The organism is Marinococcus halophilus, from assembly GCF_900166605.1.
Classification (GTDB): Bacteria; Bacillota; Bacilli; order Bacillales; family Marinococcaceae; genus Marinococcus; species Marinococcus halophilus.
In genome coordinates this window covers 959,314-984,417 of the sequence record NZ_FVZD01000006.1, presented here as the reverse complement: position 1 = coordinate 984,417, position 25,104 = coordinate 959,314, and the positions used below count along the sequence as shown (strand labels likewise).

Sequence of the window (25,104 nt, the reverse complement as noted above, 5' to 3'; positions counted from 1 at the left end):
ACGGGAACAGCCTACTATCATCCCGTTCAGGAGGTTCATTATGCCAGCACAACAAACAATCAGTTCCTTTTTATATGACTGCCTTGCAAAAGAAGGTATTACAGAAATATTCGGCGTACCGGGCGATTATAACTTCGCCCTGCTTGATGAGCTTGAAAGCTACAGCGGCATTCGCTTTGTTGATAACAGAAATGAGCTGAATGCCGGTTATGCGGCAGATGGCTATGCGCACGTCGCAGGCCTCAGCGCTATGATTACCACGTTCGGCGTGGGGGAGCTTAGCGCTTCGAATGCTGTTGCCGGAGCCTACAGTGAACACATTCCCCTCATCCATATTGTCGGCTCACCCGCCTTCTCTATGCAGGAAGCCGGGACTAAAGCCCATCATACATTAATGAACGGCGACTATTCGGTGTTTCTGCGCATGCATCAGGAAATCACCTGTTATGCAGTAAAAATCACCCCCGAAAACGCCGCCGAGGAAATTCCAAAAGCGATCGCTTCTGCCGTCCGTGAGCGAAAGCCGGTTTATCTGGATATTCCGCAGGATACAGCGACCACGCGCATCGAGACTCCCGGTATCCAGCAGGAGCTTTCCTACATGAGCGATGAGCTGGTCGTGCAGGAAACAGCCCAGCTGATGAAGGAAGCCATTGATCAGGCAGAAAAAGCGGTGCTGCTTGTAGATATTTTTACCTCCCGCTACCACATGGAGAACATTATTTTACAGCTGGCAGAACATTTGAACATTCCGACAGCCCAGATGATGCAGGGCAAAAGCGGGTTCAATGAACAGCATCCGCTATACATCGGTATTTACGCCGGGGCCTTCGGCAGCCAGCAGGTGCGCGGTTATGTAGAGAACGCTGATTTAATTATTACTGCCGGATTGCTTGAATCCGATTTTAACATGGCAAAATTCACTGCCGATCTCCCGGCGGAAAAACGGATCGATATCCAGCCACAGGAGATTTCCATTCAAAACAAAGCACGGTACAATACAGTGGTTGAAGAAGTGATTGATGCTCTTACCTTAATGGAGTGCCGTACGTTTGAACAGATTGGCTATCTTCCGTCCTTCTATGATTTTCCGTCCGAAAACTATTCGGAACGACTGCTGGCAGAAACGTACTATCCTATTATCCAAAAGCTGCTCCAGCCGAAGGATATTGTAGTCGTCGAGACTGGCACATTTTCTTACGGACTGCCGCACGTACGTCTTCCTGAGAATACGCTTTTTATTTCCCAGGGCTCCTGGCAGAGTATCGGATACGCCCTCCCGGCGGCCTTCGGGGCCGAGCTTGCAGCTCCCGGCCGGCGCGTCCTGTTATTTATGGGAGATGGATCGTTTCAGCTGACCGCCCAGGAGCTTAGTGCGATGGCCGAGCAGAATCTTAAGCCGGTTATTTTCTTTTTAAACAACAAGGGCTACACTGTTGAACGTTATTTAAACACAGAAAATACCCATGCCCGCTACAATGATATTCCGCATTGGGATTACATGCAGCTCGTAAAAAGTTTTTATCCTGCCGCGGAAACGGTGAGCGTGTCCACTTCCACGGAATTTGAAGAAGCCGTGGCCCGCATTGGCCAAAACGATACGCTCCATTTTATCGAAATGAACGTCGATGACCAGATGGATGCGCCGATTCATCTGAAGCGGCTTCGGGAATTTGCCGAAGGCAGCAGCTCATAGCAGCAGTTAAAAGCTAATCTCATTTCATAAGGAGATTAGCTTTTTTATTCGGCATTATCGTTTAATCAGCACAGACAATTCACTCTCAAACACTTTCGTGTTCTCTTGATTGTATGTTCTGAGCATCACCGTGAGGATGCCTTCGTTTTTCCTTTTTGCTTCTATGTTGGTCACTTCCGCATACACACGCAGTTCATCACCCGGGTACACCGGCTTGATGAATTTGATATGGTTCATTTCTGTACCCGCTACGACATCGTCGCCGTACACCCCTGTCTCTACCCACAATTTGAATGTGATACTTATCGTATGAATACCGGAGGCAATAATGCCATTAAATCTCCCCGCTTGGGCTTTCTCTTCGTTTACATGCATATACTGCGGATCGAACTCCCGGGCAAACCGCAAAACATCATCCTTAGTCACCCTGTATGCACGTGTTTCAAATTTCTGGCCGGGGGTAAAAGTATCCAGCCTCATTTTTTCTCCTCCTCGTCCTTTTACATTAAACCAATTACAAAATATCATTTCCACCTTAGTATACTGCCTCTGTTTATAAAAACATCTAAATTTTAAAATTCCTGTATGTTTTTAAAAGAAATGGCAACTCTACGTTTAGACTTTGCCGTTATCGGCTATAACATAATCAGTACAGCATATTGCGTGGCGGGAATAACCAGATAAAAAGCTGGATTATGAGCCAGAGAAAGGAGACACCTTCTTTTTCTGGCTCTTTTTTTATGATTTCAGAAAGGAGGGCGGTCCACCAAGCGCCAGGGCGGTATGTTGTCTTTTTCACGACATGAACTATAAACATCCAATTAGATAGACTAACTATTTACTACAAAAAAGGAGTTATTCATTTATGTTTTTTCACCGTAAAGAGCTGCAATTTCACGCGAAACCAGACCGTCCGGATCCCGTCTTTGCCAAAAAACTGCAGGAGATTCTCGGCGGCCAGTTCGGTGAAATCTCTGTAGCGATGCAATACATGTTTCAAGGATGGAATACCCGCGGCAACGAACAGTATAAGGATATGTTGATGGATACCGGCACAGAAGAATTTGGCCATATTGAAATGATCGCGACCATGATCGCCCAGCTGCTCGATGACGCTCCTGTAGAAGAACAGGAAGAAGCAGCTAAAAACCCAGTTATCGAATCCATAATGGGAGACATGAACCCGCAGCATGCGATTGTTTCCGGACTCGGCGCCGTTCCTAAAGACAGCAATGGTGTTCCTTGGAATGCAGGCTATATTATCGCGAGCGGCAATGTGCTCAGTGATTTCCGGGCCAACCTTAATGCGGAATCGCAGGGACGCCTGCAGGTAGCACGCCTGTATGAAATGACCGAAGACAAAGGTGTCCGTCAGATGCTTTCTTTCTTACTCGCCCGTGATACGATGCACCAGAATCAGTGGGCTGCAGCAATTAAAGAACTCGAACAAAAAGAAGGCTTTACTGCACCGTCCACTGTACCGGCACAGTGGGAAGCAACTGAGTTTTCCCACCAGCTGATGAACTTTTCTGAAGGAGAGCAAAGCGCAAATCTTAACTGGCTGAAAGACAAAGCACCGGACGGCCAGTCCTTTGAATATGTATCGGAGCCGAAGGCTCATGGAGGCAAGCCTGAGCTGAAGCCTGCTCCTGACTATATGCACAACACTCTTCCAAATATGGACAAACAATAATTATTAGTAACCAGTTTTATTCACTTCTTTTTTTCGTTAAAAGCCTCCGATATTCATTTTCGGAGGCTTTTTATTCGAATTAATTTCATTACCCGCGAGCATAAACTAATCCGTACAGATATCATATTTTCCCGAAACTTATCAGAATACATCAATAAGGATAATGGTTTAAATAAGAAGCCTGGTACGTTTTTCATGCGTAAGGTGTGATTTCACAAAAGCTATTTGCTGAACTAAGTTAAAGCCTTTGAAAATAGCTAGACCCTATTTCGTGAATGCCTGGCTTTTCATCCTAACTTCCCTATAGAAAAAGCAGAGATGCCCACAAATAATTTCGATTGGCTTCAAGGGGTTCGAAATTCAAAAAGCTATAGAATATTATACGAAAATAGCCAGCAAATAAAGCAGTTCATATAAACCTGCGCCACGATAAAATTTTTGCTTTTCAAATCTATACCTGAGAATCCCCCAACATATTAGCCGGATTTTGGGCAAAAACAAGATTCGCTTTGTACTTATGTTTCTACCGTTAGTGCTTCAAGAATCAGGCGCTTAAAGGCAGGTGTCATATTTTTCAGTTGATCGATACTGTAAACCCCTACATAATATTGAATAATCAAACCATCTACAAAGGCGACCACTACCGAAGCCCCGTAATCTGTATGCAGCGCAGGGTAATTCTTATCCCGGTCAAGCTCTTTTAGCTTTTTCTGCAAATGTCCAACCATTTCATTGAAAGAACCACTAAAGGTGCTTTGATGAATTTCCTTTCTTGTATAACGGCTTAACACACTTTTAATATTATCCATATTTTCTTCATTATATGCCCATGAATCATACAAGAATTTTTCTACGAAGTCTTCTACGTTTCCGCTCTCATTACCTTTCACAGCCTTCACATAATCTTCTTCCAATCGACTGAGAATTTCATCCATTTCCTGACCCATGCGTGCACTCATAATATTACACTCTCCCTTAATTTTATACTGAAGATGTTATTCCCTGAGAATCATCGTTACAACCGCTATATTTTATAGTTTGTTAATTTACTTTTATTACAGGTAATTGTCTACAGTACAAAAAAAGTAATACCCTTTATTAAAAGGATATTACTTTTTGAATTTTGGATTACCAGCGGGCGGTCACCATTTTCTTGCGGGTGTAGAACTCCACGCCGTCCTTGCCGTTCGCATGCAGGTCGCCGTAGAAGGAATCCTTCCAGCCCGAAAACGGGAAGAACGCCATCGGCGCCGGCACCCCGACGTTGACCCCGAGCATCCCGGCATCAATCGTTTCCCGGAATTCGCGGACGTGGTGCCCGGAGCTTGTGAACAGGCACGCGCCGTTCGCAAAGCGGGACTCGTTCGCCCACGCGATGCCGGCGGTCAGGTCCGGCACCCGCACGATGGACAGGACCGGCGCAAACAGCTCATCCTGCCAGATGGTCATCGTCTGCTGCACGTGGTCAAAGATCGTCGGGCCGATAAAGTAGCCCTCCCGGGCCACCTCGTCCTCGCGGCCGTCGCGCACGAGCGTCGCGCCTTCCTCGACGCCTTTGTCGATGTAGGCCTTCGTTTTCTCGAGGTGCCCCTCGCGGATCACCGGCCCGAGGAACACGTCCTTCTCGCGGCCGTTGCCGATGGTGACGTCGTCGGCATACGCCTGGATCCTGGCCACCAGCTCGTCGGCGACGCTCTCCTGCACCGCCACCACGGAGGCGGCCATGCACCGTTCCCCGGCGGAGCCGAAGGCGGCGTTTAAAATCTGCCAGGCCGCGTTATCGAGGTCCGCGTCCTCCATCACGAGCGTATGGTTTTTCGCCCCGGCGAGCGCCTGCACGCGTTTGCCGTGCGCCGTCCCGGTTTTGTACACGTAGTCCGCGACCGGCTGGGAGCCGACAAAGGAAATCGCCGGCACGTCCTCGTGCTCGAGCAGGCCGTTCACGACGTCATGCGCGCCGTGCACCACGGACAGGACGCCCTTCGGGAGGCCCGCTTCCTCGAACAGCTCGGCGAGCCTGTTCGCGAGCATCGGGGTCCGCTCGGACGGCTTCAGCACGAACGTGTTGCCGCAGGCGATCGCGAGCGGAAACATCCAGCACGGCACCATCATCGGGAAGTTGAACGGGGTGATCCCGCCGACGACGCCGATCGGGTAGCGGTACATCCCGGACTCGATGTTCGTCGCAATGTCCGGGAGCTGGTCGCCCATCATGAGCGTCGGGGCCCCGGCGGCAAATTCCACGCATTCGATGCCGCGCTGCACTTCGCCTTTGGCCTCCTTCAGGTTTTTGCCGTTTTCGAGCGTAATGATCTCGGCGAGCTCGTCCCAGTGGCTCACGAGCAGCTGCTGGTAGGCAAACAGGATACGGGCGCGTTGCGGCACGGGCTTGGTCGACCAGTCGCGGTACGCCATTTTCGACGCCTCCACGGCCTCGTTCACTTCGTCCTTCGAGGAAAGCGGGACGCGGGCGATCACCTCACTGGTGGCCGGATTGTACACCTGGTCGGTGGCGGACCGGGAGGTCACCCATTCGCCGCCGATAAAATTTTTCAAGGTCGTTACTGCTTGTTCCTGCATAATAAAATTCCTCCTTTAATATAGTAAACTGTTTAAAAAATTGAATAAGCCATGACAGCCAGGAATAAAACAATACAAGGCACGACAACGCTTACAAAAAAGATTGGTTTATAAGATCTTTTGTGCGTTTCTCCACAAATAACTCTTACTGTCGTGACCACATAACCATTATGCGGAAGGGAGTCGATTCCCCCAGAAGCCAGCGCAGAAATTCTGTGCATGTCTCCCGGGTTCAGGCCCTGAGCCATGTAAATAGGCGCCAGGATAGGAAGTGCAATGCCCAGCCCACCGGATGCTGACCCTGTAATACCACATATTACTGTTACGCCTATAGCTAACCCTAATAATGGCGGCCCCGGCATATTTACCAAGCCATTAACCACGGTATCAAAAGCTGCCACCTGCGCTGCCACACTTCCAAAACCGACCACGGCACATGTATTTGCTAAAGCTACTAAAGCATTTTGCGTACCGGTAGCCAGGTAATCCCAAAAAGCCTGCAGGTGTTTACTCATACTAACACAAGCTAATGCGATTCCTGCGGTTAAAGCAATTAACAATGAAGACGTAGGATCAATAAACTGGGATAGAACATTCAAGATGATAATAACTAACACTAAAGGAGCGAATGCCAAGAAAATGTTCGGCAGTTTGGGTTGATGCTCCGGATCCGGATCGTGCTCCGGCTCGAGTTCTTCTGCTTCAACTGCCGCAGCGGTTTCTTCTTTAGTTTTATGAGAAGGCCCATACGGAAGAGAAAATTCTTCTCCATTGTCGCTGGCCTTTTTAACCATTCTCCCAAGCCACCAGCCGCCGGTTACCATCACCAGCAGGGCGCTTAAAATACCTATAACTCCGCCGGCTGTCGGTGCTGTATCAAAAAATTCTGTTGGTATAATATTTTGGATTTCCGGAGACCCCGGGGCTGTCATCGTAAATGAAATAGAGCCAAACACTAAAGCTGCCGGAATAAACCTATGGGGAAGATTTGCTGCCTGGAACAATGAAACAGCAATAGGATAAACTGCGAAGCCGACCACAAATAAACTTACTCCGCCGTACGTCATAATCGCAGCAGCAGCTACAACCGCAAAAACTGCCCGTTTCGCTCCAAGCTTTTCTTTCGTCCAATGGGCAATACTATCCGCCGCTTTGGTCTCCTGTATAATCTTTCCAAAAATAGCTCCGAGAAGAAATACTAAAAACCAGGAGGCAAAGTAATCAGTAAAACCAGTCATATAGTTATCCAACAGGGCATTCTGAAGGTTTAACCCTCCTGTAACCGCCACAACGATGGAACTAAGCAGCGCTGCTACGATGATATTAATACCTTTCATCGTAAGGTAAATTAACAGGGCAAGAGAAGCAATCAGCCCTAACATCCCCACAATACTCATTTTTCGCCCTCCCTTTTACCTCACGGTTTCTTCATCGTAATTATAGCTGTAGCAAATCCGGTATAATTCTTTCATTTCTTCCCCGGATGGTACCCTGGGATTTTTTTCTGGGCTGCCGCTTTCAAATGCATCTTTTACCATTTTATCAACAGCACTTTCAAATTGTGCTTGGTCAATACCCCACTCCTGCAGATTAGGTATCTGTAGATTCCGGCAAAGTTCTTTCACAGAACTGATGGCAATGTCTGCTGCTGCTTCGTTTGAATATTCTTTAGCTTCTGGCTTGAAAATTCTTCCTAAGTCAGCCAAACGATCAATGGCAGCTTCGCGGCTGAATTCCATAACAGCCGGCAGCAGCATTGCGTTTGAAAAACCATGAGGCACATGGAAAAGGGCTCCGATTGGACGTGACATCCCATGCACTAAGCATACGGAAGAATTCGAAAAAGCCCATCCTGCCTGCAGCGCACCTAAAGCCATTTTCGCCTGGGCCTCCACGTCTTCTGGATCGTCATACGTTTTTTGCAGGTTCGGCACAATTAATTCCATTGCCGACAGTGACATCATATCTGACAGAGCGTGTGCCTTCTGAGAAATGTATGCCTCGATGGCATGACTTAAGGCGTCTACCCCCGTAGCAGCCTTCACTTTTGCAGGAGCTGATTTAGAAAGTTCAGGGTCAACAATGGCTGCCTCAGGCAGAAACGCAGGCTGCTTCACCATCATTTTCACTTCATTAGCAGTATTAGTAATGATCGTAACGTCCGTTGCTTCCGAACCAGTCCCGGCAGTGGTCGGAATGGCAATATGAGGGGCGGGGGCGTACGCAGCCTGTTTTTTTCCTCCCATATAATCACCTATATATCCACCATTGGTGCTGAGCACCGCTACCGATTTAGCCGTATCGATGCAGCTCCCTCCGCCTATTGATAAAACTACATCACACTCCTTTTGATGGAATAGTTGCAATGCTTCTTCTACAAACTGGTCCGTGGGTTCTGAGCCTACTCCGGTATACGTAACGCTATCTACCATTTCTTCTTGCAAATGAGTCCGGCACTTTTCAATGTATCCTAATTGATCCATCATTTGATCACTAATAATAAGCGCTTTTTTTCCCTTTTGGGCAGTTTCTTTTCCTACTTCCTGGAATGACCCTTTGCCGTAGTGAATAACTGACGGCGATTGAAAAGCTGTAGGTATATTCATTAAATTTCTCCTCCTTTATATCATTCTTATTGCAAAAAGCATGCCAACATTTAAACCCCTTTATAATAACGCTTACAAAAATAAAACTGTAGATTTTTTGTACAATCTACAGTCGACATGTCATTATAGTATACATTTATTTTAAATTATATTTTTTTAACTTTTGATAGAGAGTAGTGCGATGAATCCCCAGTTCTTTTGCTGTTTTCAATTTATTTCCGCTATTTTTTTCAAGCGAGTTATGAATAATCTGTTTTTCTCTTTCTTCATCATTTGCTTTCAATGTGGGGATTTTTCCTTCCACACTCCTATTTTCTCTCTCCTTTAATAAATAAGCAGGTAAATGTTTCTTTTCAATCACTTCTTCTTCTAATAAGACCACAAGATTTTCTATTACATTTCTCAGCTCGCGGATGTTTCCTTCCCATTTGTACTGAATAAACATTTGCAACGCTTCGGACGTGATAGTTTTCACCGCTGCCTGATGCTTGCTGCATATTGAAGTTAAATAGAAAGAAACAAGGGAAGGGATGTCTTCTTTTCTTTCCCGAAGAGGAGCGACGGGGATTTCTACGATGTTAATTCTATAGTACAAATCCTCCCGGAAGCTTCCTTTTTTTACTTCCTCATATAAGTTCCGGTTCGATGCGGCTATAATACGGGCGTCAGTTTGAATCGACTCCAGGCCGCCCACCCGTTCGAATTCTCTCTCCTGCAGCACCCGGAGCAGTTTCGTCTGCATATATAAAGGCATTTCGCCAATTTCATCCAAAAATATTGTTCCTTTTTGAGCCAATTCAAATTTCCCCGGTTTTCCTCCCTTTTTTGCTCCTGTAAAAGCTCCTTCCTCATAGCCAAAAAGCTCGGATTCAATTAAATGCTCCGGCACTGCTCCGCAATTGACGGTGACAAACCGCCCAGTTGAAAAAGGGCTCAACTCATGAATGCTTTGAGCAAACATTTCTTTTCCCGTGCCGCTTTCTCCGGTTATAAGCACAGTTATTTGCTTTTTAGCTACTTTTCGTGCCAACGATTTTGAAAGCATTGTACTTTCACTTTGTCCAATAATTTCATCGAGCGTGAACCGGGCACGGCGTTCTGCACTTATATTCACGACTTCGTTTGTTAACTGCTCATTTCTGTAGCTTTTTTGCATATTCTCATAGATTTTATACAGTTCGTTTAACCCTTCAAAGATAAGCATGCCAACTGCTCCCACCACTTTGCCGTTTTTCCATAGCGGAAGCCGGTGAACGACCATAGCCTGGCCATTAATATACTGGATAGCCCCTCGCTCCGGAAGGCCGGTCCGTATCGTTTGATGTAATTTTGTATTCTCTATGATTTCCTCCACTTGCCTGCCTATCGCATAATGTTTATCAATCCCAATAAAACGGCTGTACGCATCATTAAATTGAATAATAATTCCGTTGTGATCTACTACCGCCACTCCTTCGTAGGCTCTTTCAAGGACAATATCCAAAATTTCAGCCGTATGCTCGAGCCTGTCCGCCTTCTGTAATAAATCCGACAGACCATCCGATATATTATTCCGGTTCAGCAAGCCCAGTAATTTGTTATTTCCGTCCCTGACGATAAACCATGCCGAATTACTTCTATAAACATTCAGCAACGGCTCGTTTTGCTGAATGATAATAAAATCCTCCTTACCTAAAAAGTCAGCAACCGGACTGCTTCCTGCGTCAGCTAACAGATATGGAAGCAAAAGCCGCGGCGTAACGAGTCCAATTGGTTTATTATCACTGCTTACAATGACTACGCTTTCTTTCTGTGAGCCTGTCATCAATTCCGCCAGCTCCTGCACACTATTATCTGCCCCGGCGGTCAAAGGGGCAGAGTCCATCCAGTCCTGTACTAAAAAGTTATCTTCCAATTCTTTTATTCTTCTCTGTGGTTCAAAGCTATTATTCAAAACAAGCCTCCTTGTTAAATTTTATTCTAATAATGAAGAGCACATGCCGCCATCGTAAATATAATCGTTTTCTTTTTTGTTATTTTACTTTATATAACTATGGCAGCGATAACATTCGTACTTTTAATTATCTTTAATAAACCAAAGCGAAAAACATCGCAGTAGAAATTCTTTGGGGGAATGAGCCCAAAAATGATACGTTATTTTCACAATTAGTTTTTTGTTTCTTTTGCATCCTTTTCCAGTCTATAAGCAGTTGCTCTCGAGTACACAACCGCTTCGAAAGGAATGAGCACTTGTGCTTCCACTCCCGCGTTGGTTTAAGATTATTTTCATTTTATTAGCATTCGGCGCCGCATTCTACTTTACTCACTTTTATTTCGAGGTCAGCCCCACCGATATCCGTAAGTTCGTATTATCATTTGGATGGTGGGCTCCAGTGATTTTCTTCGTTATTTATATGATTGGTCCTTTCGTATTTTTCCCTACTTCTGTACTTTCGCTCGGGGCAGGGCTTGCCTTTGGTGTCTGGCCCGGTGTTCTTTACATCATTTTCGGGGCTACTGGAGCAGCAATTACAGGCTATGTCACGGCCAGGTTGCTCGGCCGTTCAGTTTTGAGATTAGAAAATTTCTCCTGGTCGGAAAAACTGTTCAGCCAGATGGAAAAACGCGGGTTTATATATATTTTCGTATTACGGCTCATCCCAATTGTAAGCTTTGATTTACTCAGTTATGCAGGCGGGATTGCAAAAGTCCGCTTTAATTCCTTTATTCTTGCTACCGTACTGGGAATGGTACCGGGCACGTTTGCTTATAGTTTTCTTGGTGCCAGCATTGCGTCAGGCAATATTTTTATATTTATTACTGCTGCCGCTTTATTTTTATTGTTAGTCGGCATTACTTATTACTTCCGGGAACCCGTCAAACGATGGCTCGGCCTTGCCTCCTGAAAAATCTTGAAAAAGCTGTATTAATGGCCGGCCTATGCTTTCTTATCCGCATAATTTAAATAATTTACAGTGGAAAACAAATAAATCCATTTTTAAGGTTATAATGAATAATGAAGACAGCGTTGGCTGCAGATTTGTGAAGGTATTGTCCTGAAGCATATAAACTCATAGATTAAATGTAGAAAAGCAGGGGTATCCGTATAGGGTATCCCTGCTTGTTCCCTGTATGAAAAAAGCTAATCACGACCGCATCTTAAATACTGCTTCGGTGGCGTAAGTCTTTTCTTCAGCTCTCTTTATGGCCCCGGTAAGGCAGGCCTTATTCAATCTACCAGGCAGCTGTCCAGAGAGCACGCCCCGTATGGCATTACAGTGAATGCGCTCAGCCCGTGGTTCTTTAAAACAGATTTTAATGCCGCCTCCCTTGAAGACGACGATTTCCGGCATTCCGTCGAACAGCGCCCCGGCCGCCTTGACGAGCTTAAAACTTCCGTATTGTATCTGGCGCCCCCGGATCGAGCTATGTGAACGGTTAAAACATTTACATTGAAGGCGGTATGACGTCGTTTAGTCTATAATACGGTATTTGTTTTTCCGGGATAATTTTTATTCTTAAAGCAGCAACAAAGAAAGGAGCTTTTTGATGTCCGCAAATTCTATCTTTGCTTTCGACGTATATGGCACTTTGTTTAATATTCAATCGGTCGACGCCACATGTGAAAAATATTTTCCCGGTCATGGGGAAAGCATCGGCCAGTTGTGGAGACAAAAACAAATCCAGTACTCCTTCCTTCGCCAGGCAATGGGAAAATACGTCCCTTTTTCCTCTGTCACAAGAGATGCCCTGCGATTTTCGTTAGCCGCCCACCATCTGGAATGGACGGCAGATACTGAGCAAACACTAATGGAAGCTTATAACCACCTTTCTCTCTATGAGGAAAGCCTGCACGTTCTGCAGAAGCTTAAAGATCAATCTTCTACCCTGATCGTATTCAGCAACGGCTCGAGAGATATGCTCGAGCCCTTGCTTGAACAGTCGGGTTTAAACGACTATCTGGATCATGTGATCAGCGTGGACGACATCAAGCAATTCAAGCCTTCCCCGGCATCGTATCAGCTCATTTTAGAAACTGTCGGGGCCCCGCGGCATGAAGTTACTTTTCTATCAAGCAACGGTTGGGATATCAGCGGCGCTAAAGCATTTGGTTTTACCACAGCCTGGATTAACCGCAGCGAACAGCCCATCGAAGAATTGCAGCTTCCCCCTGATTACCAATACACCACGCTCGCCCCATTAACCCAAGATTGATTAACATCACATTAAAGACGCCCTGCCATAGCCGCAGGACGTCTTTATTTTTCTTTACAAAACTCCGATTGTGTTCAGCAGAATAACGACAATGACGGAAATGATTGGAATCAATACAGCAACGACAAATATATCCTTATAGCTGTCTTTATGGCTCATGCCTGTAATCGTCAGTAAAGTCAGCACCGCTCCGTTGTGCGGAAGGGCATCCAGCCCCCCTGAAGAAAGCGAAGCAATACGGTGAAATGCCTCGGGATTAATCCCTGTATTCATCGCTATTTGGTAGTATTCTTCCCCAAGTGCTTCGAGCGCAATCCCCATCCCGCCGGAAGCTGAGCCTGTCGATCCTGCGAGAATGTTAACCGCCACCGCTTCGGAAATTAATGGATTGCCGCGTACTCCCATTAACAATGAAGTCAACTGGTCAAATCCCGGCACTTCCCTTACTACACTCCCAAAACCAACAGCAGCACTCGTATTAATGATGGCAAGCACGGAGCCGCTCGCTCCTCCGTTAATAGCCGGCACGAACTTTTTAAATTTAGAAAGGTTCAGCAGCATAATAAGTATTATTCCTGCGAGGAGTGCTACAACGATGTCCCAACCGAAAAGGTTCAGTGTTAAAAGCACTGTAATCAATGGCAGAATCGACAGCATAAATGGCGGGGCCTGTTCTTCTTTTTCCATCATGCTCTTATCCTTCGGTTCAGTGAAATGTTCTCCCTTTGCTGTGATCTGCTTCTCGCGCCACCGCAAATAAAAGTATCCCCCTACGGCCATCACCAGGGCTGCAACAATACCCATTAACGGGGCGGCCGTAGCGCTTGTACGGAAATATTCGATCGGAATCAGGTTTTGAATCTGAGGCGTGCCGGGCAAAGCCGTCATTGTAAACGTAAATGCCCCTAAAGCTACCGTCGGGGGCAGCAGCCGGCGGCTGATATCCGCTTCCCTGAATAGTGAAATGGCGAGCGGGTAGACTGCAAAGATGACCACGAATAAGCTTACACCGCCGTAAGTAAGCACCGCCGAAGCTACCAGAACTCCTAGAATTGCCCGTTTAGTACCAATCAGCTTTGTTAGAGCCAAAGCAACAGAACGTGCCATCCCGGTGTCCTCCATCAGCTTTCCGAAGACAGCTCCGAGCATGAACACCGGAAACCAGCTTTGCGCGAAATCGACGAAGCCGCTCATATATGTGCCCGTATACGCATCAAGCAGGTCAAGCCCTCCCGTCAGCGCTACGATGCCTGCTGCCACCGGTGCCACCCAGATAATGGACCAGCCTAAGTAAGCGAAGACCATTAATGTTATTAAGCCCAGTAAAATTCCAAGCATGATTTTTCCTCCTTTTTCTCTTAAGCAGGTTCCTGCTTATTGCGCGGTGTACCCGCCGTCTATTAATACACTTTGTCCGGTTACGCTTTTCGCCTGATCCCCGGCCAAAAAAAGTGCATAATCTGCTACCTCCTGCGGGTCGAGCAGCCGCTTCTGAGGTACGAGTGGATAGATAACCTCCTCCAGCACTTTCTCTAGAGTCACGCCCCGGTCTGACGCCAGATCTTCCAGTTGATTGCGGACAAGCGGCGTATCCACATACCCAGGACATAGAGCGTTCACTGTAATACCGTGCTCCGCCCCTTCCAGAGCCGCTACTTTTGTGAGACCGATTAGTCCATGCTTGGCGCTGTTGTATCCTGCTTTCCCGGCAAAGCCTATCACCCCATTGATCGAAGACATATTAATGATGCGGCCATACTTTTGTTTTTTCATAATCGGAATGGCTTTTTTCGTCATGGAAAAAGGCGCAGTCAGCATGATTTTGGTCATTTTTTCAAAAGTTTCTGTAGGAAAATCTTCGAGCTTTGCCACATACTGCATCCCGGCGTTATTAATGAGAATGTCTACCCGGCCGAACACTCGCAGCGTTTCCGCAAAAGCTTCGTCTGCCGCATCTTCGTTAGTAACATCGCAGGCCAGTCCGATGCAGGTGAAGCCTTCATCTTCAACCTCCCTGGCAGCAGTCTGTACTTTCTGTTGATCGATATCTGTCAGTACCACCTTTGCCTGCTGCCGGGCAAAGGCTTTTCCGATTGCAAGCCCGATACCGCTCGCTGCACCTGTGATAAAGACTACTCTTCCTTGAACCATGTTTATCACTCCTGATTATGTTTTTAAGTAATCGCTTACAAAACGAATTTCATTTTAAATTCGTTCTCCTCTTACTTAATTGCAAAAACCGTGCCAACATCTGCTTTAAAAATTTTTGTTTCGAAGCCCCGCCGCTAACATATTCTTTTACGAGGCAAGCTCAAAAAAATAAAACCATTCCAAAACAATGGAATGGTTTTCCGGAAACCTGGAAAAAACTGTTGTTATTCCAGGCCGTATTTCATGATTTTATTGTAAAGGCTGGACTTTCCTATCCCGAGCAGCGCGCAGGCTTCCCGCTTATCCCCGTTCGCTTCTTTTAATGCCTGAACAACCGCCTGCTTCTCTGCTTCTGTCAATACCTGCTTTAACGGTTTCGTTCCCCGCTCTCCGTCTGCAGCAATCTTACCCGACATACGTTCCGGAAGATCGCTCAGCTGGATTGTTTCTCCTTCGGCAAGATGCACGGCTGCCTCAATTGTATTTTCAAGTTCCCGCACATTGCCCGGCCACGAGTAATCCAGAAAACGGTCAAGCACCTGTTCATCGAACGCCGTAATTCGTTTACCCAATCTTTCTGTAACTTTTTGGAGCATAAATTTGCTGAGAAGAGGAATATCCTCCGGCCGCTCACGCAGAGAAGGTATTGTAAACGAAATAACGTTGATCCGGTAGTACAGGTCCTCCCGGAACTGCTGCTTTTCTATCAGCTGTTCGAGCGGCTGATTAGTAGCAGCAACCACCCGCGCGTCCACCTGCCGGGGTCCTTGTGCGCCGAGCGGCTCAATTTCGCCCTCCTGTAGCACACGCAGAATCTTTACCTGGGTCTTCAGCGGCATATCACCTATCTCATCCAGAAAAATGGTTCCCTGGTCGGCTAACTGGAATTTCCCGGGCTTCCCGCCCTTTTTCGCACCGGTAAATGCTCCTTCCTCGTAGCCAAACAGCTCGGACTCAAGTAAATCTGCCGGTATCGCAGCACAGTTCACTTTCACGAAAGGCTTCATGCTTCTTTCACTCAACTTATGCAGCCCCTGGGCAAATAATTCCTTCCCGGTGCCCGTTTCGCCGCGCAGAAGTACGGACACATCACTTGAAGCTACTTTACGCACGTTTCGTTTTACTTCTTCCATTTCCGGAGACACACTGAGCGCATCATGGAGGGAATAAGACGTTCCATTCAGCTGCTCCACCTGCTTTTGGTACGATTCGAGCTCGAGCATTAAGGTTTTAATGTGCTGGTTCATTTCCGCCCATTCTTTTCTGTCCCGGAACATGACCAGTCCAAGCGCCCCAATAATATGCCCATTATTATACAAAGGCACGCGGTCGGCAATCATATAATTGCCTCTGATGTACTGCATGTTTGCTTTTTCTGCTTCTCCTGAAGCTACTACAAGATGCATGCGCGTGTTTTCTATTACCTCTGTCACATGACGCCCGACCGCTCTGGAGGCGCTTGTGCCGAGAAATTCATAATAGCGTTCATTCATATACGTAATGATTCCCTGTTCATTGACAATAACCACACAATGATGCAGACTGCCGAACAATATGTTGCAAATATGCTCCATGCCTTCTAAATGTTTCATGACTCCCACCCCATTATTGCGGCTGACGTTACTGATTAAATGTTAACGCTCCTGAAAATTTTTTCAATAGAACCGGAAACTTTATCTAACGAAAAAATCTCCGGCAGCCAATCAGCTTGCGACGGCCCGGAGATGTTTTTAATTGCTTGTGCTCAACCTTGGTTAAATTCTTTCCACGACGGTGGCGACGCCCTGGCCGCCTCCGATGCATAATGCCGCCAGCCCTTTATCTGCCTGCTGGCGTTTCATCTGGTGAAGCAGGGTCACGAAAATTCTAGTGCCGCTTGCTCCGATCGGGTGCCCTAAAGCGATTGCGCCCCCGTTTACGTTCAGCTTTTCTGAATCAATATCCAGATCTCTCTGTACAGCAAGTGACTGGGCGGCGAACGCTTCGTTTGCTTCAATCAGGTCAATTTCTTCCATCGAAATGGACGCTTTGTCTAAAGCTTTTCGGATGGCCGGCACCGGCCCCAGCCCCATCACGCTCGGATCCACGGCGGCACTAGCATTGCTGGCGATACGGGCCATGCCTGTAATGCCCAGCTCCTTCGCTTTCTTTTCACTCATAACAATAATGGCTGCGGCCCCGTCATTAATGCCCGAGGCGTTGCCTGCGGTTACGCTTCCATCTTTTTGAAACGCCGGTTTTAATTTTTTGAGCTTTTCTACCGTGGTACCGCTTCGAATGTGTTCGTCCTGCGATACCTCGATGGGCTCTCCTTTTCGCTGTGGTACGTGGACAGCCACGATTTCCTCTTTGAACACTCCGTTATCCCTTGCTGCCGTGGCCTTTTGCTGACTGGCTGCGGCGAACGAGTCCTGTTCTTCGCGTGTAAAGCCGTACTCATGATTAATGTTTTCAGCTGTCACGCCCATATGATAGTTTTCCACCGCACACATCAGCCCATCATGGAGCATGCTGTCAACGAGCTTCTGGTCTCCCATGCCAAAGCCGCTGCGCGCGTTCATCTGCAGGTACGGAGCCTGACTCATGTTTTCCATACCCCCGGCAACGACGATATCTGCATCGCCGGTCAGTACGGCCTGAGCCGCCAGGTGTACGGCCTTCAAGCCGGACCCGCACACTTTATTAATGGTCATTGCAGGTATATTTTCAGAGAGACCGGCCTTTAAAGAAGCGACCCTTGCCGGGTTCTGCCCAAGACCTGCCTGAAGAACGTTTCCCATAATGACTTCATCCACTTCTTCCTTCGGAACGCCGGCACGTTCAAGCGCTTCTTCAATCACAAGCGCTCCCAGATTTACAGCCGGTACATCCTTTAAGCTCCCCATGAAGCCACCGACCGGCGTACGTACCGCTCCGCCAAGCAGAACATGTTCTGTTTTCATTATTTTGCCTCCCGGTCTATCAGGGTTTCATCTATTGTAAAAGGAGCGTCTGTATACTGTTCCACGGTTTTTACATCTGCTCCGTTCAGTACTTCTCTCAGCACCATACCAGATGGGGTAAAATCAAAAACGGCCATATCTGTAATCAACCGGTCTACTACTTTTTCACCTGTCAACGGCAAAGCGCACTCTTTACGGATCTTTGATTCTCCGTTTTTATTCGTATGAGTCATGATGATAACTACTTTTTGCGCTCCCTGCACGATATCCATAGCGCCACCCATGCCTTTCACCATTTTTCCAGGAATCATCCAGTTTGCCAGATCTCCCTGGCTGGACACTTCCATTCCTCCGAGAATCGCCAGGTCGATATGGCCGCCGCGGATCATAGCAAAGGATTCTGCGTTATCAAAAAAGGATCCTCCCTGTTTTACGGTCACTGTCTCTTTACCAGCGTTGATTAAGTCTGCATCCACATCATCTTCCCCGGGATACGGGCCAATGCCGAGCAGGCCGTTTTCGGAATGCAGAAAAATATTTTTTTCTGCCGGAATGTAGTTAGCAATCATTGTTGGCATGCCAATGCCCAAATTCACAATTGTTCCGTCTTCAACTTCCTGCACCGCCCGCTGGATAATATTTTCTCTTTGACTGCTCATGCTCTTTCTCCTCCTTCTATGCCTGCTGGACTGTTTTGCGCTCAATGCGTTTTTCGTATAAGGTTCCAACAAGAAGATGCTGAACATACAGGCTTGGTGTATGAATAAAGTCCGGATCAAGTTCTCCAACATCCACCAGTTCTTCCACCTCTGCGATCGTAAACTTCCCTGCCGCTGCTGCCAGCGGGTTAAAGTTACGGGCTGTTTTCTGGTAGATGAGGTTTCCATAGGCATCGCCCTTCCACGCTTTTACAAGAGCTGCGTCTCCCTGAATAGCTTCCTCAAGAATGCACTGCCTGCCGCCAATAACTTTGTGCTCTTTGCCTTCGGCAATTGGAGTACCTACGCCTGTCGGAGTGTAAAAGCCGGGAATACCGGCCCCTCCTGCCCGTATACGCTCTGCAAGCGTTCCCTGGGGCACGAGCTCTACTTCAAGTTCCCCACTCAAGTACTGCTCTTCAAAAATTTTATTTTCCCCTACGTAAGAAGCCACCATTTTTTTGATCTGCTTGTTTTCAAGCAGCAGTCCAAGGCCCCAATCGTTAACGCCGCAGTTGTTACTGACCACTGTTAGGTTTTTCGTTCCTTTTTCAGCCAGCGCCTGAATGGCTTTTTCCGGAATGCCGCAAAGACCAAATCCTCCAACAATCAGGGTATCGCCGTCCTGGATGCGGGCTACGCTCTCTTCAAAAGACGTTTGTACCTTCGTCATGATATGAACTCCCTTCGGTTGTTTAATTGGTACTTCCACTTTACTAACAGCGCTTTCATAAGTAAAATAGATAAATAAAATAAATTTATTACTAAATGGAATAGGAGGTGCCGCATGGATATCAAACAGCTTCGTTTTTTCCTGGAGGTCTGCAAGGAGCTAAGCTTTTCCCGGGCCAGCGAGAAGCTTCACATTTCACAGCCGGCTTTAAGCAAAACGATTCATCAGCTTGAGGATGAAATCGGCCTCCGGCTGCTCGACCGCTCTACCCGTAATCTTTTTGTGACCAGGGAAGGGGAAATCATCCGCCAGCACGCCCAGAAAGTGCTTCGAAGCGCGGAAGATTTGTGGCAGGAAGCAGAGGAAATTAAACTGCATAAAAAAGGCAGCTTTACATTTGGACTTCCGCCCGTCATCGGCTCCAGCTTTTTCCCCGAAATTATTGCCAACTTCCGCAGAGTTTATCCCGAAGCGGGCATGCGTATCATCGAGGAAGGTGCCAAAATCATGGAACAGTCCCTGCTTGAAGGAAATATTGACGTAGGAGTAGCCATACTCCCGGTCGATAACGAACAATTTGAGATACGCCATATTATTGACCGGAAAATTCTCGCTGTTACCGCGGCAGATCACTCGTTTGCCGGACGAGAAAAAATTCAAATGAAAGATTTAAAACACGAGTCCTTTTTAATGTTTCAACAGGGCTTTTCTTTGTATGACCGGGTTTTCGAATCATGTATTCAGGCAGGCTTTGAACCTGACATTCTTTACGAAAGCTCCCAGTGGGACTTTTTATTTGAAAGCGCCATGGCCGGCCTCGGCGTTGCCCTGCTTCCTGAAACTGTTGTCCATAAAGCCGACACCAGAAATGTCTCTGTGCTTGCGGTAGATGATGAGCTGCTGCACTGGCGGCTTGCGCTTATTTGGCGGAAGCACAGCTACCAGACTCAGGCCGCCCAGGCGTGGATTTCTTTTGTGGAAGAAGCTTTTGCTTAATTTATATACCGTATTAGGCTGAATTTATAAAAACATTAATCCTACGCTAATAATCACACCACTAACTACGAGAATCCATAAACAAAAACCCATAATATCTCTTGCTTGTAAACCGGCAATAGCAAGTGCAGGTAAAGCCCAGAATGGTTGTATCATATTCGTCCAAGCATCTCCCCAGGCTACAGACATAACTGTTTTTGCTGGATCAACACCCAATGCTTCACCCGCTTCAAGCATAATGGGTGCTTGTACAGCCCATTGTCCTCCGCCGGACGGTACAAAGAAATTTACTATCCCCGCGCTTAAAAAAGAAAAAAGTGGAAATGTTGCTTCTGTAGAAAATGCAATAAACCATTCTGATATTTGTACTGCAAGGCCAGAGGCTACCATCATCCCCATAATCCCAGCGTAGAACGGGAACTGGATAATAATGCCGCCAGCGTTTTTTACAGCTTCGCCAACACTACTTAAAAAATTTACAGGGGTTCCATGAAAGAAAATGCCTAAGGTCAAAAACATAAAATTTACTATATTTAAATTAAGCTGAAAACCATTCGTAACAAAATAATAAATTAGAAAAACTAAACCAAACGCGCTTATAATCATAGAAAGCCATTTGCTGTTTTCTAACCGTTCTGCCGGCGTCTGCTCCTCGTGAAATATTTGTTTTGTTGCTGCTTTTCTATTTTCTAGCAGTACTGGATCAATTGTTACAGCTTCCTTTTGGTTCATCATTACTCTATTAACTATTGGCACAGTAACGAATAAAGAAGCAACGATAGTCAAATTAAAGGCAGAAAAAATCGTTTGGTTTGTAGATAATAAACCAATTAAGTTTTGTGAAATATTATTTGGAGTAGCAACTGTCAAGGGAATAGAACCAGCAAGACCGCCATGCCAAACTATAAATCCGCTATATGCACTGGCAATTAACAAACGGTAATCTACTTTAGGCACTTGTCTCGCTAATTCTTTTGCAAATAATGCCCCAATTACTAGACCAAAACCCCAATTAATCCAATTTGCCGCCAAAGCTACTAACGTTACTAAAACTATAGCCTGTCCTGGTGTCTTGGCTATCGATGCCACTGTCTTAAGAAGACGGCTAAAAAACGGACTACTCGCTAGTACGTACCCTGTAACTAATACAAGAACCATTTGCATTGCAAATTCTAACAAGTCCCAGAACCCATCTCCCCAATAAGTCACCATATTGATTGGTGTACTAGGTGTAAAAAGTAATCCCGAAAAAAACACTACTAAAGTTAAAACAAGAACAAAAAGAAAAGGGTCCGGCAGGTAACGCTGTACTAAACTAGTTGAGATTCTCGTTAATGTCTTCAAATAATGCCTCCTTTGTAATCGCTTACATTTAACTTTATCGAATTTTTAACTTTAAGTGAAATACCATCCAGTTATACTTTTATTCGTTTTTAAAATGATCTGGCTATTTGAAATTACTCTTATTTGGAATTTTTATGCTCACTGAAAATAGCTAAAGTCTATATTTGAAAAATATATTATATTACTTAATAAGCCTCATTCAGGTATTCGTCTTTTCTTTTTGATATAATTCTTAGGCAGTTTTTATCTGCCCACGTTATGTTTATTTCACGTTGAAAGGACGATTGCTCATGAAACATACAATTTCTTTCTGGCTGGAAGCCGCGCGGGCGAGTTTTTTGTCTGTTATGCTGATGCCAGTGCTGCTGGGAGCACTTGGGGCTTTCGCATGGAACGGTGTCTTCGAGCCGCTTTGGTTTATCATTACACTGATCGGTGCGTTTAGCGCCCATCTGTTTTCTAATATGGTGAACGACTTATGGGACTACCGCAACGGCGTTGATACTAAGGCTCAGGATACCGCAAATGATGTTTCCACCAATTCCGGTATGCTGACGGAAGGGCGGGTGTCTGAGAAGACATTCGCGCTTGTCACCTGGATGTTTTTAACCCTGGCTTTATTATGCGGTATCATATTAAGTATCGCCAAAGGATGGCCGCTTTTGGTGCTTGCAGCTGCTGGCGGGATGCTTGCTTACTTTTATGTAGCCCCTCCGTTCAAGTTCGGCTACCGGGGCAAAGGTTACGGCGAAGTCGCCATTCTGCTTTCGTTCGGGGTTCTTCCCGTAATGGGAAGCTACTACGTGCAGACAGGCTTTTTTGACACCCGGGCATTTTTTCTCTCCCTTCCGATTGGCATCCTCACCACTATGGTGCTCTACAATCACCACTTCCTTCACTGGAGAGCCGATCGTGATTCCGGAAAAAATACGCTTGTAGTAGTCCTCGGGGAAAAGAAAGGATTGCTTCTCTCAAAAGCCTTCACCCTGCTCGCTATGCTCACGATCCCCTTAGGTATCCTTGTCGGGGCGCTTCCCTGGTATGCCCTGATTGCTGTTATTTCTGCCTGGCCGCTCATGAAAGCATATACTGCCCTGGAGGATACTAATCCCTCTGAATCCTACGGACCGCTCATGGGGGCGTCAATTAAAAGTACAGTACTGTGCGGATTTTTCCTGGCACTGGCTCTTCTGCTTCAAGGGATCTTTTAAACTACTATTTAATTAGGAGGCTTTTTGATGAAAACAATTCGATGGGGAATCCTGGGCACTGCCGATATCGCCAAAAAACAAATGCTGCCTGCTCTGCAGCATACGGAAAATGCACAAGCTCATGCAATTGCGAGCGGCAGCGGCAAAGCAGAGGCACTCGCAGAAGCTTTTCATATTCCGGAGGTCTATCACAGCTACGACGAACTTCTTGACAATCCCGATATCGATGCGGTCTACATTCCCCTCCCTAATCATCTGCACAAAGAATGGAGCATCAAAGCTGCCAGAAAACAAAAGCACGTACTGTGTGAAAAGCCAGCTGCGCTGAAACAGGCGGAAGCTGTGGAAATCAAAAACGTCTGCGAAGAAAATAAGGTCCAGTTTATGGAAGCCTTCATGTACCGGTTTCACCCCCAGCATCAGCTTGTCCAAAAGATGCTTGCAGGCAATGCAATTGGAGACGTTGTGACGATGCGTTCTTCGTTTACATTTCCGCTGCAGCATACCGAAGGCAATATCCGCCTTCATTCTCAGGCTGACGGCGGCGGGAGCCTCTATGATGTCGGCTGCTACTGCATTCACGCCATCCGGCAGGTTATGGGGGAACCAGACCATGCAAGCGCCTTTTATTCTTTTCATGAAAACAAACGGAGCGACTGGGCAGCTGCGGGAGTCCTTACCTTTCCCGACGGCCGGCTTGCCCACTTTGACTCCGGCATGAATGCAGCCACCCGCAACGAGTATGAAGTAATCGGAACAAAGGGAGTCCTGCGCGCCCACCAGGCATTTATCCCGACAGAGCGGCCGTGCAGGGTCTCCATCGAACTGGAAAGCGGAGAATCCTACAGCGAAACTATTTCAGATAACTATTATGTCACCGGCATGCAGTCGCTTTCTCTTGGTTTGCTGGAGGGAAGAGACTGGCCCTCGGACGGATTTAAAGAAAATGCGTCCGTGCTTGAACAGCTTATTAAATCATGAAAAGCCCGCAGCCTTCTGTTTCAGAAGCTGCGGGCCCTGTTTTGTTATTCTATATATTTTCGTTCGATGGACTCCTGCGCATTCATGATCGAAACTCGTGCTGTTAAAGCGTCTCCCTCGCTGATGGCCTTCCCGGTTACATCAATCAGCGAAAACTGCGAGCTTGGCTTCCCGACCACGTCCACCGGCTCCTCTCCCCAGAATATTTTTGCCGGCGGCCGGACGTAGGAACGTACACTCCGAAGAATATTAAAAGCCAGTTTTTTCGGCGTGCTGGACTGGTTCTCCCGGGCAAAGTTAAAGCCGTGTGCTTCTCCAAGTGGAATAAGCCCTACAGTCATGTTTTCGTTCAATGGTTTTGTATCCCCGTAGCCCACCGTGCTTCCTTTTTTGATTTCCCGGGTTTCCAGAAGCGGGGTTTTCAGCTCGAACGTTTCTTCAAATCGCAGGCCGTTTCTGCTCCCTGCCTGGCCGAACATGGCGTTGCCGATACGGATCATATTAAAGCCAAGCTCCGGATATTTGACAGCTATCGCGCTGTTGGCCATGTGTACATATGCAGGATGAATGCCATAAATTTTCGTTATGATTTCTACGCACTGCTTTAAGCGGTCACTCTGAAAAGTAATTTTTTCCGCGTGCCTATTGGCAGCAAAATGAGAATAAACGCCTTCCATCTTCACCGAATGCAGCGTTTGGTACGTTTCCAGAAATGGATTTAAATCTTTTTCATCCAGTCCAAAACGGTTCAACGCAATGTTGATTTTCAAATGAAATGGATACTGGCCTGCGTTTTTCTTTTCCGCTGCCTCATTTAATTTTTTTAGCTTTTCAATTGTGTCAACGGTAGGCGTCAAATGGTAATCGATTACATGTTCCTCATTAAAATACGGCCCTAAAACTAAAATTGGGGTATTTACTCCGTTTTTCCGCAGTTCAATGCCTTCCTCTTCGACCCCCACTGCTAAGTAATCCACTTCGTTTTCAATATACTTTGCCATCGGAACCAGCCCATGCCCATAGGCATTACTTTTTACAATACCGGCAAAAAACTTATCCGGCATCCGCTGCTTAATCTGGTTAATATTATTGCGTACAGCCTTTACGTTAATTTCGATCCATGAAGAGTTCATCCATTACACGCCCTTTTCTGCTGAATATCATTCTATGTTTGAGAACAATTTCATGCGCCTTCTGTTCTATACCTTTCCAAAAGCCGTGAAAAACCACCTTTCCATTTCTTTTTATACAAATAATTTTCCCTTTTGGCTTCTACGCCTCTAACCAACCGCACCGGATTAAAAAACCAGCAGTGCGGGTATGATTAACAAAGTGTATA

The 25,104-nt window shown here is 46.5% G+C and carries 21 protein-coding genes and 1 pseudogene; 8 read left to right on the top strand and 14 right to left on the bottom strand.

Annotated elements, in window-relative coordinates; translation table 11 throughout:
• The first annotated feature begins 40 nt into the window (after positions 1-40).
• Entirely contained in the window at positions 41-1,696 is a 1,656-nt protein-coding gene (locus B5066_RS11050; protein ID WP_079475971.1) for an alpha-keto acid decarboxylase family protein, read from the top strand.
• Between the two features lie 54 nt (positions 1,697-1,750).
• Here the strand turns inward: B5066_RS11050 and B5066_RS11045 are convergent, their stop codons facing one another.
• Positions 1,751-2,176: a MaoC family dehydratase gene (locus tag B5066_RS11045; RefSeq protein WP_079475970.1), complete on the bottom strand. Its 426-nt coding sequence runs from the start codon at positions 2,174-2,176 to the stop codon at positions 1,751-1,753.
• 385 nt (positions 2,177-2,561) lie between these two features.
• Here B5066_RS11045 and B5066_RS11040 point away from each other — a divergent pair, with 385 nt between their 5' ends.
• Positions 2,562-3,389 (top strand): manganese catalase, encoded by an 828-nt coding sequence (locus B5066_RS11040; RefSeq protein ID WP_079475969.1) that lies wholly within the window; start codon positions 2,562-2,564, stop codon positions 3,387-3,389.
• 515 nt (positions 3,390-3,904) lie between these two features.
• Here B5066_RS11040 and B5066_RS11035 read toward each other — a convergent pair.
• The 5 genes from B5066_RS11035 to B5066_RS11015 all read right to left on the bottom strand — a co-directional run bounded on the left by B5066_RS11035 (position 3,905) and on the right by B5066_RS11015 (position 10,508).
• Positions 3,905-4,348, bottom strand: coding sequence for a hypothetical protein (locus B5066_RS11035; protein ID WP_079475968.1), 444 nt, complete (start codon positions 4,346-4,348; stop codon positions 3,905-3,907).
• 169 nt (positions 4,349-4,517) lie between these two features.
• Positions 4,518-5,969 (bottom strand): CoA-acylating methylmalonate-semialdehyde dehydrogenase, encoded by a 1,452-nt coding sequence (locus B5066_RS11030; protein WP_079475967.1) that lies wholly within the window; start codon positions 5,967-5,969, stop codon positions 4,518-4,520.
• A 32-nt stretch (positions 5,970-6,001) separates the two neighbouring features.
• Positions 6,002-7,366, bottom strand: a complete 1,365-nt coding sequence (locus B5066_RS11025; RefSeq protein ID WP_179124091.1) for a GntP family permease — start codon at positions 7,364-7,366, stop codon at positions 6,002-6,004.
• Positions 7,367-7,381: 15 nt separating this feature from the next.
• A complete protein-coding gene (locus tag B5066_RS11020) occupies positions 7,382-8,575 on the bottom strand; it encodes an iron-containing alcohol dehydrogenase (RefSeq protein WP_079475966.1) in 1,194 nt (397 codons plus the stop codon).
• Between the two features lie 136 nt (positions 8,576-8,711).
• Positions 8,712-10,508 carry a sigma 54-interacting transcriptional regulator gene (locus B5066_RS11015; RefSeq protein ID WP_244897364.1) on the bottom strand — a complete coding sequence of 599 codons (1,797 nt, stop codon included), beginning with the start codon at positions 10,506-10,508 and terminating at the stop codon, positions 8,712-8,714.
• A 298-nt stretch (positions 10,509-10,806) separates the two neighbouring features.
• Here B5066_RS11015 and B5066_RS11010 point away from each other — a divergent pair, with 298 nt between their 5' ends.
• The 3 genes and pseudogenes from B5066_RS11010 to B5066_RS11000 all read left to right on the top strand — a co-directional run bounded on the left by B5066_RS11010 (position 10,807) and on the right by B5066_RS11000 (position 12,769).
• Positions 10,807-11,460, top strand: a complete 654-nt coding sequence (locus tag B5066_RS11010; RefSeq protein ID WP_079475965.1) for a TVP38/TMEM64 family protein — start codon at positions 10,807-10,809, stop codon at positions 11,458-11,460.
• A gap of 279 nt (positions 11,461-11,739) precedes the next feature.
• Positions 11,740-11,988 (top strand): annotated as a pseudogene (locus tag B5066_RS16580) (SDR family oxidoreductase); the annotation flags it as partial.
• 115 nt (positions 11,989-12,103) lie between these two features.
• Positions 12,104-12,769, top strand: a complete 666-nt coding sequence (locus B5066_RS11000) for a haloacid dehalogenase type II (protein WP_079475963.1) — start codon at positions 12,104-12,106, stop codon at positions 12,767-12,769.
• A gap of 54 nt (positions 12,770-12,823) precedes the next feature.
• Here B5066_RS11000 and B5066_RS10995 read toward each other — a convergent pair whose 3' ends face one another.
• The 6 genes from B5066_RS10995 to B5066_RS10970 form a co-directional block, all read right to left on the bottom strand.
• Complete coding sequence (locus tag B5066_RS10995; protein ID WP_079475962.1) at positions 12,824-14,107, bottom strand: GntP family permease; 1,284 nt, start codon at positions 14,105-14,107, stop codon at positions 12,824-12,826.
• 36 nt (positions 14,108-14,143) lie between these two features.
• Positions 14,144-14,920 carry a 3-hydroxybutyrate dehydrogenase gene (locus tag B5066_RS10990; RefSeq protein WP_079475961.1) on the bottom strand — a complete coding sequence of 259 codons (777 nt, stop codon included), beginning with the start codon at positions 14,918-14,920 and terminating at the stop codon, positions 14,144-14,146.
• Positions 14,921-15,144: 224 nt separating this feature from the next.
• Positions 15,145-16,512 carry a sigma-54 interaction domain-containing protein gene (locus tag B5066_RS10985; protein WP_079475960.1) on the bottom strand — a complete coding sequence of 456 codons (1,368 nt, stop codon included), beginning with the start codon at positions 16,510-16,512 and terminating at the stop codon, positions 15,145-15,147.
• Positions 16,513-16,674: 162 nt separating this feature from the next.
• Positions 16,675-17,862, bottom strand: a complete 1,188-nt coding sequence (locus B5066_RS10980; protein WP_079475959.1) for an acetyl-CoA C-acetyltransferase — start codon at positions 17,860-17,862, stop codon at positions 16,675-16,677.
• Complete coding sequence (locus B5066_RS10975; protein ID WP_079475958.1) at positions 17,862-18,521, bottom strand: 3-oxoacid CoA-transferase subunit B; 660 nt, start codon at positions 18,519-18,521, stop codon at positions 17,862-17,864. Before B5066_RS10975 ends, B5066_RS10980 begins: the two co-directional genes overlap by 1 nt.
• A gap of 16 nt (positions 18,522-18,537) precedes the next feature.
• Positions 18,538-19,233 carry a CoA transferase subunit A gene (locus tag B5066_RS10970; RefSeq protein ID WP_079475957.1) on the bottom strand — a complete coding sequence of 232 codons (696 nt, stop codon included), beginning with the start codon at positions 19,231-19,233 and terminating at the stop codon, positions 18,538-18,540.
• 114 nt (positions 19,234-19,347) lie between these two features.
• Between B5066_RS10970 and B5066_RS10965 the strand changes: the two genes are divergently transcribed.
• On the top strand, positions 19,348-20,229 hold the full coding sequence (locus B5066_RS10965; protein WP_079475956.1) for a LysR family transcriptional regulator: 882 nt from the start codon (positions 19,348-19,350) through the stop codon (positions 20,227-20,229).
• Between the two features lie 24 nt (positions 20,230-20,253).
• On the opposite strand, the gene B5066_RS10960 is transcribed toward B5066_RS10965, so the two are convergent.
• Positions 20,254-21,573, bottom strand: a complete 1,320-nt coding sequence (locus tag B5066_RS10960) for a short-chain fatty acid transporter (RefSeq protein ID WP_079475955.1) — start codon at positions 21,571-21,573, stop codon at positions 20,254-20,256.
• Positions 21,574-21,863: 290 nt separating this feature from the next.
• Here B5066_RS10960 and B5066_RS10955 point away from each other — a divergent pair, with 290 nt between their 5' ends.
• Positions 21,864-22,784 (top strand): prenyltransferase, encoded by a 921-nt coding sequence (locus B5066_RS10955; protein WP_079475954.1) that lies wholly within the window; start codon positions 21,864-21,866, stop codon positions 22,782-22,784.
• 27 nt (positions 22,785-22,811) lie between these two features.
• Entirely contained in the window at positions 22,812-23,765 is a 954-nt protein-coding gene (locus tag B5066_RS10950) for a Gfo/Idh/MocA family protein (RefSeq protein WP_079475953.1), read from the top strand.
• 44 nt (positions 23,766-23,809) lie between these two features.
• On the opposite strand, the gene alr is transcribed toward B5066_RS10950, so the two are convergent.
• Entirely contained in the window at positions 23,810-24,898 is a 1,089-nt protein-coding gene (gene alr, locus B5066_RS10945; RefSeq protein WP_079475952.1) for an alanine racemase, read from the bottom strand.
• Between the last annotated feature and the right edge of the window lie 206 nt (positions 24,899-25,104).